Genomic DNA, 14957 nt, shown 5'->3' on the forward strand with positions numbered 1-14957 from the left:
CTCTCGCCGGGGCGTGGTTCTGCTAGAAGAGCGGGCCATGGCGACGACGTACGGCTCCTTCGAGGCGGTCATCGGGCTCGAGGTCCACGCGCAGCTCCTCACCCGCACCAAGGCGTTCTGCGGCTGCGCGACAAGCTTCGGCGACCCGCCGAACACGCACACCTGCCCGGTCTGCCTCGGCCTGCCGGGCGCGCTCCCGGTGCTGAACCGCGAGGCGGTCCGGATGGCCGTGAGCGCCGCGCTCGCGCTCGGCTGCGCCGTCCAGGAGAGCAGCATCTTCGCGAGGAAGAACTACTTCTACCCGGACCTCCCCAAGGGCTTTCAGCTCAGCCAGTACGACCGGCCGCTCGCGCTGCGCGGCGTGCTCGAGATCGAGACCGAGGCGGGGAAGCGGCGGGCGGGGATCACGCGCGTCCACATGGAGGAGGACGCCGGCAAGAACCTCCACGGCCTCGGGGGCCTGTCGGTCGTCGATCTCAACCGCGCCGGCACGCCGCTCATCGAGATCGTCGGCGAGCCCGACCTCCGCTCGGGCGTCGAGGCGGCCGAGTACCTGAAGCGGCTGCGCGAGATCCTGATGTTCATCGGCGTGAACGACGGCAACCTCGAGCAGGGCAGCTTCCGCTGCGACGCCAACGTCTCGGTCCGCAAGGTCGGGGAGACGAAGCTCGGCACGCGCACCGAGCTCAAGAACATCAACTCGTTCCGCTTCGTCGTCGAGGCGATCGACCTCGAGATCCGCCGGCAGATCGCGCTCATCGAGCAGGGCGGCCGGGTGCGGCAGCAGACCCGCGGGTACAACGCCGAGAAGAAAGAGACGTACCTCCTCCGCGACAAGGAGAACGAGTCCGGCTACCGCTATTTCCCCGAGCCGGACCTGCCGCCGCTCGTCGTGGACGAGGCGTTCCTCGCCGAGGTGCGCGCCGCGCTCCCGGAGCCGCCGGCCGACAAGCGCCGCCGCTTCGCCGAGTCGCTCGGGCTCACCCCGTACGCGGCCTCGGTCCTGAGCGGCCACCCGCGGATCGCGGCGTTCTTCGAGGAGGCGGCGCGCCTCCACGGCGACGCGGTGAAGGTCGCGAACTTCGTCCAGGGCGAGGTGCTGCGCGACACCCGCACCACGGGCCTGTCGGCCGCGTTCCCGGTCTCCCCGGCGCAGGTGGCCGCGCTGCTCCGCCTCGTCGACGAGGGGGCGATCAGCGGCAAGCAGGCCAAGGAGGTGTACACGGAGGTGGCCGGCACCGACAGGGCGCCCGGCGACATCGTCCGCGACAAGGGGATGGCCGTGATGAGCGACGCCGGCGCGATCGAGGCGATCGCCGCGTCGATCATCGCCGCGAACGAGAAGCAGGCGGCGGCGTACCGCGCCGGCAAGACCGCGCTGCTCGGCTTCTTCGTCGGGCAGATCATGAAGAAGACGGGGGGCAGCGCGAACCCGGCCGTCGTGAACGACGTGCTCAAGCGCCTGCTCGAGGGCGCCCCCGTCGCCGGCGCCTGATCCGCCCGGCGACCTGGAGATCCGAGGCATGGCCAGCGCTCTTCCCCTCGACGCCCTCCGCTTCCCCCTCCGGGCCGCCGGCTTCGTCGGCCTCACCTTCGGCATGTACGGCCTGCTCGAGATCGACACAGCGCTCTCCAGCGCGCCCGATCGCGAGGTGGTCCTCCATACATGGATGCGCCGCTACGGGCGCGCGCTCCTGAAGTTGTACGGCCTCGACGTGCGCGCCGGCGGCCTCGTCCAGGCGGAGCCGGTGCAAGGTTCCACCGGGGGCGCGGTCGACCCCGCCATGGCGAGCGGGGCGTACTACCCCGGCCGCGATCCAGCCGGCCTCGGACGGCTGTTCGTGATGAATCACCGCTCCGCGCTCGACATCATGGTCACGCTCGCCTTCTTCGAGGCGACCGTCGTGAGCCGCGCCGATCTCGCCGGCTGGCCGGTCATCGGCATGGCGGCGCGCCGCGTCGGAACGCTCTTTGTCGACCGAGCGAGCAAGCGGAGCGGCTCCGCGGTCGTGCAGGCGATGTCCACCGCGCTCAGGCGTGGCCGTGGTGTGATGGTCTACCCCGAGGGGACCACCTTCTCCGGCGATGAGGTGCGGCCGTTCCGCGCGGGCGGCTTCACCGCGGCGTGCCGCGTCGGGGCGGAAATCGTCCCTGTCGGGCTCGCGTACGGCGGCGACGGCTCCTCCTACGCGGACGAATCGTTCGCGGCGCACATGGCCCGGGTGAGCCGTGCGCGACATATCCCCGCGGCGATCGAGGTCGGCACGCCCATCGCCACGGCAGGCCAGGACGTCGGCGCGGTCCGTGACGAGTCGCATCGGGCCGTCCAGACGCTTGTCCACCGCGCCCGCGCGCGGCTCAGCGCCGACGGTTAGGCGTCGTTCTCTGTTCCTACGCCGCTGGCTTCTGCGATCGGCCCTCGCTACGATGCGGCCGCCGGCGACCATCATGGAGCGTGAAGGCCATCCCAGCGAGACCGCCATGGCATGGCAGGTCGTGAAGCATCCCCGCGGTGGGGCGATCCATAATGAGCTGATGTTCCTGGCGGACGCGAGCGAGCAGCTCACCGGATCGCTTGATCCGCACACGATCCTCGAGCGGCTAGCGCGCCTGTCGGTGCCTTACCTCGCGGACTGGTGCACCGTCGACCTGATCGAGCGCGGCGCCGCCGACGCCATGGGCCTCGTCGGCTCCGTGCCGCCGCCGCCACCGACGCCGCCGTCCGAGGCCGGCGGGCCGCCGTTCGCGCCCGGGGTGAGCGCGCTCGACCTCACGCCCGCGCCGGGGATCCACGCGCAGCGGCGCCAGCGCGCAGCGGCCGAGGCGGCGGGCTCCGATCGGGCGGGGCAGGCGGGCGCGGCGAAGCACCGGTTCTGCCGGGTCGCGGCGAAGCACGTGAACCCCGAGCGCGAGGGGCTCCTGCGCGCGATCTCGCCCGACGCCGAGGAGCGCCTCGGCATCGCCAAGGTGCTGCACAGCGGCGAGTCCGAGCTCCTGCACGAGCTCGACGGCGAGCAGGGCGAGGAGGCCGCCGAGCGCGCCGCCGCGCTGGAGCAGCTCGGCACGCGCTCGGCCATGGCGGTGCCGCTCATCGCGCGCGGCCGCAAGCTCGGCGTGCTCTCGTTCGGCGTCTCCGAGTCGAACCGCATCTACTCCGCGGACGACCTCGTGCTCGCGGCCGAGCTCGCGCACCGCGTCGCGCTGGCGCTCGACAACGCCTACCTCTACCGGAAGGCGGAGGAGGCGCGCCAGTCGGCGGAGCGGAGCGCGGATCGTGCCGCCTGGCTCTTCGCGGTCACGGCCGCGCTGTCCGACGCGATCACGCCGCCCGCGGTGCTCCGCGTGCTCGCGAGCGACGTCGTCGCGGCCGCCGGCGCGATGACGGGCATGGTGGCGCTGCGCGCCGGGCTCGGCGGCGAGCTCGAGACGGTGCGCTCGACGGGCTACCTCGAGGCGCAGATCGCGCGCTTCAAGACGTTCGATCTCAGCGCGGAGCTGCCGCTCGCGCGCGCGGTCCGCGAGCGGCAGCCGATCTTCCTCGAGTCGGAGGGGCGCTTCCGCGAGTTCGAGCCGGGCTTCGCGTCCTGCTGCGACGCGACGGGCGAGCGCGCGTACGCCGCGATCCCGCTCTTCCTCGAGGGGCGCGTGCTCGGGGCCGTGGGCTTCGGCTTCTCGGCGCCGCAGTCGTTCTCCGAGGACGACCGGGCGTTCATGCTCGCGCTGGTCCAGCAGAGCGCGCAGGCGCTCGAGCGGGCGCGCCTCTCCGCGCTGCAGACGGAGGAGGCGATGCACCTCTCGCACGAGGTGCTCAAGCAGATGCCCGAGGCGATCCTCGTCACGGACGTCGAGGGCAACATCCGGTACTGGATGGGCGAGGCCGAGTCGATCTTCGGCTACCTCTCCGAGGAGATCGTCGGCAAGAGCATGGCGCTCCTGCACCGCGACGACGTCCGCGAGGAGACCACGCGCCGGATCCTCCAGCAGATCGAGGACGCGCGCACCTTCGTCGGCGATGTCCCGTGCGTGCGGCGCGACGGCTCCGAGGTGCCGATCGAGGTGACGGCGTACGCGGTGCACGACCAGGAGGGTCGCCCGCTGTTCCTTGTCGGCATCCACCGCGACATCACGGATCGCAAGCGGGCCGAGGAGGAGCGCGCCCGGCTGATCCGGGTGCAGGCGGCGCGCGCCGAGGCCGAGGAGGCGGCGCGGCGCTTCGCCTTCCTGGCCGAGCTCAGCACGGCGCTCGCCGCGTCGCTCGACTTCACGGCCACGCTCCAGTCGCTCGCGCGGCTCGCCCTCCCGGTGCTCGCCGATTTCTGCCTTGTGGACATCGACGACGGCCTCGGCCTGCGCCACGTCGCGGTCGCGCACGTCAGCCCGCTGAAGGAGCCGCTCCTCCGGTATTTCCACCCGAGCCGCGTCGACGGCGAGCCGGGCCCGGTGGCGCGCGTGCTGCGCACGGGCCGGTCGGAGCTCTACGTCGACGTGCGCGGGGACGTGCTGCTGCACGAGGCGATGACGAGCGAGGAGGCGGCGGCCAACCGGGCGCTCGCGCCGCTCTCCTACCTCGTCGTGGCGCTCCGGGCGCGCGGGCGGATCCTCGGCGCGATCTCGCTCGTCTCGTCGGAGTCCGGTCGGTTCTTCGAGCGGCCCGACGTCGCCTTCGCCGAGGAGGTCGCGCACCGCGCCGCGCTCGCGCTCGACAACGCGCGTCTTTACCGCGAGGTGCAGGACGCCAACCGGCTGAAGGACGAGTTCCTCGGGACGGTGTCGCACGAGCTGCGCACGCCGCTCAACGCGATCCTCGGCTGGGCGCGGATGATGCAGGCGGGCTCGCTCGATCGGGTCGCGGAGACGCGGGCGCTGTCGGCGATCGAGCGCAACGCCGAGCACCAGGTGACGCTCATCGACGAGCTGCTCGACGCGTCGCAGGTCGTGACGGGCACGCTCAAGATCGAGCGGCTCGCGGTGGAGCTGACGTTGCCGATGCAGACGGCGGTCGAGTCGATCCTCCCCTCCGCGGCCGGCAAGGGCGTGGCGATCGAGACGAAGCTCGACCCGGAGGGCGTGTTCGTGGAGGGCGATCCGGCGCGGCTCCAGCAGGTCGTGTGGCACCTGCTGTCGAACGCGGTGAAGTTCGCGCGCCCCGGGGGTCTGGTGCAGGTGCAGCTCTCGCAGGACGAGCGCTTCGCCGAGATCCGGGTGACCGACGACGGCGAGGGCATCTCGGCGGACGTGCTCCCGCACGTCTTCGAGCGTTTCCGGCACGAGGACGGCGGCATCGGGCGCCGCCACGGCGGGCTCGGCCTCGGGCTGTCGATCGTGCGGCACCTCGTGGGGCTGCACGGCGGCACGGTGCGCATGACGAGCCCCGGCCCCGGCCGCGGGACGACGTGCGCGGTGCAGCTGCCGCTGTCGACGGGCGCCACGGCGACGGCGCTGACGAGCGCGGGCATCGCGCCCGATCCGCGCAACCCGTTCCCGCGGCTGACCGGCGTGCGCGTGCTCATCGCGGACGACGATCCCGACACGCTCGCGATGCTCTCGGCGGTGCTCCGGCGCTGCGGGGCCGAGGTCAGCACGGCGACATCGGGCGCCGAGGCGCTCAGGCTGCTGGAGACGTCGGAGCCGGCGCTGCTCGTCGTCGACATCGGGATGCCGGGCGAGGACGGGTACTCGTTGATCCGGAAGGTGCGGGATCTGCTGCCGCGCAAGGTGGGTCGTACGCCGGCGCTGGCGCTGACGGCGTATGCGCGGACCGAGGACCGGGTGCGGGCGCTCGCGGCCGGCTACCAGATGCACGTGCCCAAGCCGATCGAGCCGATCGAGCTGGCGGCGGCGGTGAAGAGCCTGGCGACGGGGCTCTTGCCCTGGTCGCGGGACGAGTGACGGGGCCTCCAGGAGGCACGCGCCGGGGTGGGGGTGTGCGTGGCAGCGCGCCGGGGGGCGCTCGGCCATCCGTCAAGACGGGGGCGGGGGAGCTTCCGCTGAGAACACCGCCCGGCATGTCTCACTTCGGGACATGCCCCCTCCGAGACGTCTCGTTGCGCGCCACATGAGGCACGCCTGAGACGTGGAGCCCGCTCGGCGCCGCCGCGTGCGCTGGTCATGCGACGGAGCATGGACGCCTTGAACATCCACGGAGGTGCGATGGCGCTGCACGCCTGCCCGTGGCACGTGTCGTGTTTGCTCCATGGCGAGCGTGTGACCGGACCGCGATCGATCGCAGGGCGCCTGGAAGGGGCGCAACGCCGCCGAGAATCGACCTGCGTTCAGCGCGGCTGACGCGGTGCGGTCCGTTCATGGCGCACTGGTTCCGGTGCGAATGAGCGCGAGAGAGGCTTATGTCAAAGCTGAAGGCGCACACACCCGCCAGCGCTGGTGGGGTGATCAATGGCAAGTACAAGCTCGTCGAGAAGATCGGCGAGGGCGCCATGGGCTCCGTGTGGTCGGCGGTCAACCTCGCCACAGGGCGCGAGGTGGCGCTCAAGCGGATGATCCGCGCGGAGCCGGAGCTCCGGGTCCGGCTCGAGCGGGAGGCGCGGAGCTGCGGCGCGCTCCAGCACCGGAACATCGTGGATGTCTATGACCTGGCCGAGACGGACGCCGGCGATCCGTTCCTTGTGATGCAGCTGCTCTCGGGCGAGACGCTGGCCGAGCTGCTGCTGCGCAGGCGTCGGGTCGAGCCGGAGATCGGCGCGGGTATCGGCAGAGACGTCGCGAGGGGCCTCGCGGCGGCGCACGAGCTCCACATCGTCCATCGGGATCTGAAGCCCTCGAACATCTTCTTGCACCGGGAGGCCGGCGTGGAGGGGTGGGTCGTCAAGGTGCTGGACTTCGGTGTCGCCAAGAACCTGTCGATCAACGACGGACTCCACACCATGCCAGGCGGGATGGTCGGATCTCCGCTGTACATGAGCCCGGAGCAGGTCAAGGCGGACAGGACCATCGATCATCGCACCGATATCTGGACGCTCGGCGTCGTGCTGTTCGAGATGCTCACCGGGGAGCGGCCGTTCCAGGGGGACGCCACGGAGGTCTTCGCGGGGATCCTGAGCGGTGAGATCCCCACCCTGGCGCGGACCCTGTGGCGCGTGGACCGGCGGCTCGTCGACATCGTCGCCCGCTGCATGCGGCGAAACCGCGAGGAGCGGTTCGGGACCGCGGCGGAAGTGGCAGAGCTGCTCGACCCGATCGCGACGGCACGAGGAGCGCTCCCCTCCGCGCCAGGGAGCACGCGGAGCACGCGCGAAGCGAAAGAGGCGGCGCTGCCGCAGAGCATCGCGCGAAGTCCGCTCTCGACGGCGCCCTCCTCGCGGACCTCGGGCGCCGACGGTACCGCGAATGCCAGGGACACCGACAAGGCCACTCCGAGCCACCGGCGGGACCCTGAGAGCTCGACAACGCCGCTGGTCACGAGCTCGTCCCAGGTGAACCTCGCCGTCAGGGTCATCCCGCCCCGAGCGCCCGAGCCCCCGCGACAGGACGTGAGCTCGAGGTGGAATACCAGGGTTGCGGCCGCAGCCGCGGCGGTTGCGTTGACCGGGCTCGTGGCGGTGGTGCTGGTCTTACCGGGGAGACGTGCGCAGCGCCCTCCTGAGCTTCGCGCGATGGCGTCCGAGCCTTTCGTCACGGCATCGAGCCCACCGGCGCTGGCCCCGCCGGGCCCGGCGCGGACCGACGGAAGCACAAGGCGGATGTCGGCGGATGGAGCGAGCCTGGAGCCTGAACCGCCTGCGCCAGTCCCGACATCCAAGCAGCGCGTGGACGCACCGTCTGCTGGCACGAGCACCCAGAAGCCGCTTTCGCCCCGCCAGCCTTCAAATAGACAGCCGAAGGCCGAGCCTTGCGCGGGGGAGAAGGGATTTCTACGGGTCCTCTGTCTGGACAAGGAAAAGCGAGGGCGCAGCCCCTCTGGCCCGCAGTGATGGGAAGCGGTGAGCTCCAGGCGGAGGCGCTCTGGCGGGCCTCCTGGGCCTGTCGCACTGCAGGGGTCGGCGCCGCGGCGCGATGACCGAGACGGCGGTGTCCCTGCGCCTCCCGAGCCCCCTCATGAACCCATGTCATCGACGCGCAGGAGGTACACCATGGCGGGTGTCTTGACGACTTCTGGCCGGCGTGCGGCCGGAGCGATGCTGGGCGCGTTCCTCTGCGCGGTGACCGTGGAGGCGGTCGCCCTGGCGCAGACCCGTGATGCGCCAGGGGCGCCACGCGACGACGGCGCGCGCGCAGCACGCATCTACAGCGACGGGGTCGCGGCGGCCAGGCAGGGCCGCTGGCAGGAGGCCTACGCGGCCTACCTCGAGGCATGGAAGCTCAAGCAGCATTTCCAGATCGCGGCGAACCTCGCTCGGGCGGAGCTCAAGCTCGGAAAGCACCGCGACGCCGCGGAGCACATCTCGTTCTTCCTGCGCGAGGCAGAGGGCGTGAGCGAGCTCGATCGGGCGCGGGCTCGGCAGATGCTCGACGAGGCGAAGGCGAGCATCGGAACGCTCACGCTGATCGTGAGCCGGGCCCAGGCCACGGTGCTCGTCGATGGCGTCTCCGTGGGGACATCCCCGCTCGGGCGAGAAGTGTACGTTGAGCCGGGGGAGAGGAGGATCGAGGCGCGGCTCCAGGGCGAGACCCCGGCGATGACCTCGGTGGCGCTGGCGCCGGGAGCGTCGCAGGAGATAGAGCTCCGGTTCGTGGGGCGCGCCGCTGCGGCGGCGGCGATTCAGCCCCGGACACCGCAGCATCGCCCGCCCACGGCTCCGGATCGCGGCGCCGCCGGGCCGAGCATGGCGCTCGTCGCAGCCGGCGGCGCGGCCACGGGGCTCGCGGCGGGAACGGCGGTCGTCCTGAGGATCCTCGCGGATCGGAGCGCGCGAGCGGGCAGCAACGCCGCGGTGCCCGGCGCGGACTCCTGCTATGCGAGCGGACCTGCGACGCGCGAGACGCCCGACGACGCGAGGTGCCTCGAGGTGCACAAGCGCCGGACCGAGGCCGCGCGCCTGTACAATGTCTCCACCGGGGTCTTCGCCGCAGCGGGCGTGCTCGGCGCGGCGACCGTGGGCTATGCGCTGTACGGATCGTTGCGGGCCGATGGAGGACCCGCGGTGACGGCCGTTCCCGTGGCGCTGGCGCCCGGGGCAGGAGTTTCGCTGAGCGCACGATGGTGACATCGAGGATGTGACACTGGGGAGTGACACCATGCGAGTTCGTCTGTTCGAGGAGGTTCGTCGATTCCGGTGTGCCGCCGTGCTCGCCGCGGCGCTGCACGCGACCGCGTGTCAGCAGGTACCGGATTGCCGGCACTGTCACGATGGGGAGGGGGATTCACGTCCGGTTCCAGTGGACGGGTGCGGCGTGTTTGCGAGAGCGGGCGAGGACGCTGGAGGCTCCGGGAAGAGCGACGATCCTTACACGCGCCTGCAAGACGCGATCGACCACGCGGAGGGAAGGAAGGTGTGCGCGTGCGCCGACGAGGCGTTCGCCGAGGCGGTGACGCTGCGCGCAGGGATCGAGGTGCACGGGGGTTACACGTGCAACGGGGAGTGGGAGAAGAGCGCGGACAGGAAGAGCACGATCGTGGGGTCAGCGGGGCAGGTCGCGCTGACGCTGACGGGCGAGGCGGGCGGGGCGAAGATGCAGGGATTCGAGATCCGGGCGGCGGACGCGACGGATCCTGGCGCGTCGTCCATCGCTGTTGCCGTGGCGGACATCGCGGCGGAGCTGACGCAGATCGACGTGCTGGCCGGCAACGGGAGGGCCGGGGAGGACGGCGAGGCGGAGACGGGCACGGCGGCGGCAGGGGGCGACGCGCCGGCGGACGACGCGGTGGGCGCGCCGACAGACGCCTGCGTGGCTACCCCGAAAGGCGGTGAGCCCGGACAGATGACGTGCGGTATCGTGAACACCAACGGTGGTGCGGGCGGGCCTGGGGGGACGCCGCTCTCCGTCTCCGGGATATCAGGCGAGGATGGCAGACCGCATTCGAACACGAGGGCGCATGGCCAGGGAGGCACGGTCGACATCCGCGGAACACGCCAACCCGGCAACAACGGTTCCGTCGGCTCTATCGGGACCCCTGGCGAGCTCGACCCTGACGGGAGGTTGACCCTCGACGGGCTCACGGGCGGCGACGGTGCGCCGGGCGGGCCCGGAACGCCGGGCCAGGGAGGTGGAGGGGGAGCAGGAAACAACATGATAACTTATTGCGCACAGGGAAGAGTATATGTGAACGGTGCTGGCGCCAGCGGTGGGGGCGGAGGCGCGGGTGGATGCGGCGGGAAGGGCGGCGCCGGCGGGAAAGCCGGAGGGTCCAGCATCGGCATCGTGAGCCTCGGGACGCAGCTGGTCCTGGTCGATGTGGCCGTCACCGTGGGAAAGGGCGGCAGAGGAGGAAACGGAGCGGCCGGGCAAGAGGGCGGACCCGGGGGGAAAGGTGCGGCAGGTGGCAAGAACGTTCTGGGCGACCAAACTGGGCCTCTCTCGGGGGCTGGAGGAAATGGTGGCCTCGGTGGAGCAGGAGGTCCGGGGGCTGGCGGGCGCGGCGGGCATGCGATCGGCATTGCATACAAGGCTGCCGCTGCGGACGCGCCGTCGTTGAAGGAGTTCGTCGCCGGACAGGCGGGCGGCGGCGGCCAGGGCGGACGCGGCTCTTCGACCTACGCGGGCCACCCTGGCAACGGCGCCAGGTGCTGGAACTTCCAGACGAAGGCGGAATGCGGGCAGTGAGCCGCGGCGTGTCACCAACGGCCTATTCGAACACGGGTGGGCTGTCGAACACCGTCGGACCTGCGGTCTCCGAGGTCTCTGCGGCCGGAGGCGGTGTCCTGCGTTGAGTCCACCTCGCCGGACCTCGCTGCGTCCCCCGGCGCTGCGCCCGGGCGCCTCCCGTGGCCGCCGGCGGCGCCTCCGGTGAGCTCGTGCCCACCCGCGCCGGCGGAGGCGGAGGCGCCGCCGTCGCCTCGATGTCCGGCTCGTCTTCCATCACCGCTGCCGGCGGCGCCGCGACATCCCCTCTCCCCTCCTCCTCGCGCGCGGGATCCGACAGGACGCCGAGCACCGATGCCGCGGCCACCGCCGCGCTCGCGCCGACGACCGCCCTCCGGATCCAGCGTCGCGCGAGCGGCCTCTCCACGTCGGGCGCTCTCTCCTCCTGCTCGCCCTCCGCCGCCTCGACGCGCGCGCCGGCGGGCGTCGCAGCGGCCGCGGCCTCCTCGCGCCGCACCGCCTGGGCCTCGGGTCCTGTGCGCGCGGCGCCCTGGGGCGCGCCGGCAGCCAGCGCGCCCTGCGCCGCGTAGCGCTCCCGCCAGCCCACAGGCTTCGACCTCTCCAGCTCGGCGCCATACGGCCTCGCGCTGAACACCGCCCGGGCGATCTCCGCCTCGTCCCCGGGCACCTCCTCGAGGCGCAGGAGCCGGCCCTGGCGCTCCTCCGTCGCGACATCGCGCTCGGCCACGAGCCGCACCGACAGCCCGCCCGGGATACCGGTCTCTCGACCGGTGGTGATCGCCGTCCACTTGATGTTCGAGCGGAACAGCACCGCCGCGAGCCTCGACGCGACGCTCGCGACCGCCTCGAACGGCTCGTCGTCGCCGTGCACGATGACCACCCGCCTCGGCTGCGCGGCCGCATCGGCGACCCACGCCCAGGACAGGTCGCTCCGCGGCAATCGCGGGAGATCGTCGAACGCCTCCACATAGCGCGCCAGCACGCGGGACACGCCGTCCGGATGCTCCAGGACCGCGCGCACGTACGCGCGGTAGAAGGCGCTCGCGGGAGAGCCGGACTCTCCTGCGTTCATCGTGTGGCGGTGGAACGTGATCGCCGCTTCGAGCAGCGACGCAGGGCGCACCTCGCGATCGACCGCCGCGATCCCGTGCGCGAACGGCGGGTGCCCCCTGCCCGCGTGATCCGTCGCGCCGCCGATCCGGAACGCGAAGATCAGGGAGATCGCGCCGTGCCCTGCCTCGTGCTGGGTGTCGTCGCGCGAGAGATTGCCGATGGCGAACGCGTGCGTGCCGTTCGTCTGCGGCTCGATGTACTTCATCAGGCGCGCGAGGTGGCTCAAATGCGTCGGCGTGAGCGGCCCCTGGGGGACCTCGGGGCCATACATGAAATCGATCTGGTGCTCCGGGACGTTCCCGTGGAGCACGTGGTACCACGGCGCGTCGTCCGCGGCGCGGTAGCGCGGAGGCTCGTACCCCGCGGCGCTGGCTTCATTTCTGCGCATGGGGCCCGACCTGCTGAGCCGAGAGTCGCGCTGTCTGGGAGATGGCCGTCGGCGCGAGGACCTCCTGCTTGATGCGCTGGAGGAGCTGACCGTCGTAGGCGTGCTTCGGCAGGATGCGCTCGACGAAGTGCGAGAACAGGTGGTGCGTGCTGTGGCCGTAGCTCGCCGAGCCCACGAGCACCCGCGTGCTGACGTGGTTCTTGAGCCGCTCGATCCCGTCGATCAGCGGCCGGTAATGCCTGTGCGCCTCCAGCTCGATCTCGGCCGGCGTCCCGGAGAGGACGTCCGACTTGTTGATGAACAGGACGACCGCCTTGCAGGCGGTCAGCGTCTTCGAGCCGAAGAAGTAGCGCAGCGACTGCGGCTGAAATTCCCGGATCTGCTCCTCTACCCGGGCCGGATCCACCTGCCGTCCGTCCTTGGACGCGAGATCGACCACGAGGAGCAGGCCGTGGACCTCTTCCACGACGAGCTCGTGCTGGGCCTCGACGAGATGCTCTCCGCCCCAGTCGCCGATCTCGAAGATGTGCTCGGTCAGCTCTTCCTTGGTGGACACGTTGCTCACGGTTCGCTCGTAGCGCTCGATCTTCGTCCCTTGCAGCTTGCCGAGGTCGACGAGGGGATTGGCCCACTTCAACGTGAGCGAGGTCTTCCCGGTCCCTTTGATGCCGAGCGTCAGGATCTTGTACCGTTTCTGCGTGATCTTGGGCCGAGCGTCCAGCTCCCTCCGCAACCACTCGATCTCTCGCTGCTGCGCGTCGAGCCATTCGATCTTCTGTCGATCCTCGCTCCGGGCGCGCTCGAGCGTCTCTCGGTCCTGGGCGTGCTCCGAGCGCAGCTGCTCGAGCTGCACGTTGGATTGACGGAAGGCCTCCGCGTTCCGTGCGGCCTCGCGCAGCTGTCCCTTCAACGAGGCCGTCCGGGCCGCGAGCCAGGTCATGCCCGCACCGCAGCCGAGCGCGCCGAGCCCGAAGAGGATCGATAAATCTACTGTCATCTCCACGCCCCTCACCCCCGCCGACCGGGTGGCCTGCGTCGCGCCGTTCCCGGCGGACGGTCCCCGGGCCGCGGCGGCGCCCATGGGCTCAAGTGCTATCACAGCGCGCCTCGACGACCAGCCGAGTCCCGGCGTCGCCGCCCGTCCGAGGCGCCGTGTCCGGGGCGTCGCGCGCCGCTCCGCGCACGGTCATGTCGCCTCGTCCACGTCGGCGTCCGGCGAAGGGCGAGCGCGGCGGGCCGTCACGGCGGCGCCTGCGGAGCGCGGGGCTCAGGAGGATCGCGGCGAAGCGTGCGTCATGCGGACGGCAGCACGGCGAGATCGACAAGGATCCGTCGAAGCTCCTCGACCCGCTCCTTCTCGAGGGGCTGCAGCGGGGCCCGGAGCGGCCCGACCCGATGGCCCATCAGCTCCAGGGCCGCCGAGATGGCTCGCGGCAGGCCATGCGCGACGATGAACCGAAGGAACGGCAGCTGGCGGTAGAAGGATCGCCGAGCGGCGTCGAGGTCGCCGCGAGTCACCGCGTCGTAGAGCTCGATGGTGAGGCGGGGGATGACGTGCGGGGCCGCCGTGCACCAGCCGCGGGCCCCGGCGACGAATGCGGCGAGCGCGAGCGGATTGCTCCCGTTGTAGAAGGCGACCTCGTCGCCACAGAGCTGCACGAGCCGGTGCATCCGGTTCACGTCCCCGGTGCTCTCCTTCACCATCGTGACGTTCGGGATGCGCAGCAGCCGCGCGATCGTGTCGGGACTCAGGTCGAGGCCGCCCGTCGCCGGGTTGTTGTACACGGCGATGGGGATGGAGATGGCCTTCGCGACGGTCTCGAAGTGCGTCACGATCTCCTTGTCCGAGAGCTTCCAGTAGCTCATCGGGAGGATCATCACCGCTGTGGCGCCAGCCCTCTCCGCGTACTTCGCGTGGTGCACGGTCCGCTCCGTGGTGAGGCTCGACACGCCGACCAGGGTCGGAGCCCGGCCCGCCACGCGCTTGACGACGAGGTCGGTGACGGCCTCGCGCTCCTCGTCCGAGAGGTACGGCAGCACCCCGGTGCTGCCCAGCGGCGCGATCGCATGGACGCCCGCGGCGAGCATGTCGTCGACGATGCGCCCGAGGAGTCGTTCATCGACGCGTCCGGCTTCCGTGAACGGCGTGATGGGGTAAGCGACGATTCCACGGAGAGAGGAGGTCATCGCGCGCCTCCTTCCGCCTCGTGGGCCTTGTCGAAGAGCTGGTCACCCCGATGGGGCACCTCCTCGCGCAGCGCGACCCCTCCCATGTTCTGCAGCATCGGCGCGTTCTCGCAGGCCAGGTAGCGTGCCCGCCCCTCTCCCGTGTTGACGTGGTTGTGCCAGGCCCACACAGGGACGTAGATCGCGTCCCCCTGCTTCCAGTCGACGCGCTTCCCGCCCACGTACGAGTAGCCCTCTCCTTCCAGGACGTAGAGGAGGGTCTCGTACGTGTGCCGATGCCGGTTCGAGGATTGCCCCGGCTCGAGCCAGCCGATGGTCATGCTGATCGCGTGGGACGGGAGGTCCACGAAGAAGACCGGGTGTTTTCTTGCTTTCGAATAGTCGTCGTGGCGCCCGGCGGCCTCGACCGCGGGGTGCGCGAGCTTCTCTGGCATCACCACGCGAGGCCGCGGCGGCGTCTTGTCGAAGTCTGCTGAATGGAACCGTTCGCTCATTTCTGCTCCTTGTCAGCGCGAAGAGCGTCTTGCGCAGGACCAGGGATAGCGCCAAG

At 71.3% G+C, this 14957-nt stretch carries 10 protein-coding genes; 6 read left to right on the forward strand and 4 right to left on the reverse strand.

What is annotated here, in order from left to right:
* Window positions 1-37: 37 nt before the first annotated feature.
* The 6 genes from gatB to WMF28_RS03060 all read left to right on the forward strand — a co-directional run bounded on the left by gatB (window position 38) and on the right by WMF28_RS03060 (window position 10719).
* Complete coding sequence (gatB, locus tag WMF28_RS03035; RefSeq protein ID WP_437600528.1) at window positions 38-1495, forward strand: Asp-tRNA(Asn)/Glu-tRNA(Gln) amidotransferase subunit GatB; 1458 nt, start codon at window positions 38-40, stop codon at window positions 1493-1495.
* A gap of 28 nt (window positions 1496-1523) precedes the next feature.
* A complete protein-coding gene (locus tag WMF28_RS03040) occupies window positions 1524-2375 on the forward strand; it encodes a lysophospholipid acyltransferase family protein (RefSeq protein WP_437600529.1) in 852 nt (283 codons plus the stop codon).
* A 106-nt stretch (window positions 2376-2481) separates the two neighbouring features.
* Window positions 2482-5889 (forward strand): GAF domain-containing protein, encoded by a 3408-nt coding sequence (locus tag WMF28_RS03045; protein WP_437600530.1) that lies wholly within the window; start codon window positions 2482-2484, stop codon window positions 5887-5889.
* Window positions 5890-6344: 455 nt separating this feature from the next.
* Window positions 6345-7928 (forward strand): serine/threonine protein kinase, encoded by a 1584-nt coding sequence (locus WMF28_RS03050; RefSeq protein WP_437600531.1) that lies wholly within the window; start codon window positions 6345-6347, stop codon window positions 7926-7928.
* Between the two features lie 171 nt (window positions 7929-8099).
* Window positions 8100-9161 (forward strand): hypothetical protein, encoded by a 1062-nt coding sequence (locus WMF28_RS03055; RefSeq protein ID WP_437600532.1) that lies wholly within the window; start codon window positions 8100-8102, stop codon window positions 9159-9161.
* A gap of 31 nt (window positions 9162-9192) precedes the next feature.
* Window positions 9193-10719, forward strand: coding sequence for a hypothetical protein (locus tag WMF28_RS03060; RefSeq protein ID WP_437600533.1), 1527 nt, complete (start codon window positions 9193-9195; stop codon window positions 10717-10719).
* A 22-nt stretch (window positions 10720-10741) separates the two neighbouring features.
* Here WMF28_RS03060 and WMF28_RS03065 read toward each other — a convergent pair whose 3' ends face one another.
* The 4 genes from WMF28_RS03065 to WMF28_RS03080 all read right to left on the reverse strand — a co-directional run bounded on the left by WMF28_RS03065 (window position 10742) and on the right by WMF28_RS03080 (window position 14901).
* Window positions 10742-12220: a hypothetical protein gene (locus WMF28_RS03065; protein ID WP_437600534.1), complete on the reverse strand. Its 1479-nt coding sequence runs from the start codon at window positions 12218-12220 to the stop codon at window positions 10742-10744.
* A complete protein-coding gene (locus tag WMF28_RS03070) occupies window positions 12207-13217 on the reverse strand; it encodes a hypothetical protein (RefSeq protein ID WP_437600535.1) in 1011 nt (336 codons plus the stop codon). The genes WMF28_RS03065 and WMF28_RS03070 overlap by 14 nt, the downstream gene beginning before the upstream one ends.
* A 296-nt stretch (window positions 13218-13513) precedes the next feature.
* The gene (locus tag WMF28_RS03075) at window positions 13514-14407 is read right to left on the reverse strand and encodes a dihydrodipicolinate synthase family protein (RefSeq protein WP_437600536.1); all 894 of its coding nucleotides are present in this window, start codon (window positions 14405-14407) and stop codon (window positions 13514-13516) included.
* Entirely contained in the window at window positions 14404-14901 is a 498-nt protein-coding gene (locus WMF28_RS03080; RefSeq protein ID WP_437600537.1) for a cupin domain-containing protein, read from the reverse strand. The genes WMF28_RS03075 and WMF28_RS03080 overlap by 4 nt, the downstream gene beginning before the upstream one ends.
* Between the last annotated feature and the right edge of the window lie 56 nt (window positions 14902-14957).

The organism is Sorangium sp. So ce590 (assembly GCF_051521365.1).
Taxonomy (GTDB): Bacteria; Myxococcota_A; Polyangia; order Polyangiales; family Polyangiaceae; genus Sorangium.

What these genes read in the sequence shown, in the direction of transcription:
- gatB (WP_437600528.1), top strand. Translation starts at nt 38, where the DNA reads ATGGCGACGACGTACGGCTCCTTCGAGGCGGTCATCGGGCTCGAGGTC.
- WMF28_RS03075 (WP_437600536.1), bottom strand. Translation starts at nt 14,407, where the DNA reads ATGACCTCCTCTCTCCGTGGAATCGTCGCTTACCCCATCACGCCGTTC.
- WMF28_RS03080 (WP_437600537.1), bottom strand. Translation starts at nt 14,901, where the DNA reads ATGAGCGAACGGTTCCATTCAGCAGACTTCGACAAGACGCCGCCGCGG.
- WMF28_RS03065 (WP_437600534.1), bottom strand. Translation starts at nt 12,220, where the DNA reads ATGCGCAGAAATGAAGCCAGCGCCGCGGGGTACGAGCCTCCGCGCTAC.
- WMF28_RS03050 (WP_437600531.1), top strand. Translation starts at nt 6,345, where the DNA reads ATGTCAAAGCTGAAGGCGCACACACCCGCCAGCGCTGGTGGGGTGATC.
- WMF28_RS03040 (WP_437600529.1), top strand. Translation starts at nt 1,524, where the DNA reads ATGGCCAGCGCTCTTCCCCTCGACGCCCTCCGCTTCCCCCTCCGGGCC.
- WMF28_RS03070 (WP_437600535.1), bottom strand. Translation starts at nt 13,217, where the DNA reads ATGACAGTAGATTTATCGATCCTCTTCGGGCTCGGCGCGCTCGGCTGC.
- WMF28_RS03060 (WP_437600533.1), top strand. Translation starts at nt 9,193, where the DNA reads ATGCGAGTTCGTCTGTTCGAGGAGGTTCGTCGATTCCGGTGTGCCGCC.
- WMF28_RS03045 (WP_437600530.1), top strand. Translation starts at nt 2,482, where the DNA reads ATGGCATGGCAGGTCGTGAAGCATCCCCGCGGTGGGGCGATCCATAAT.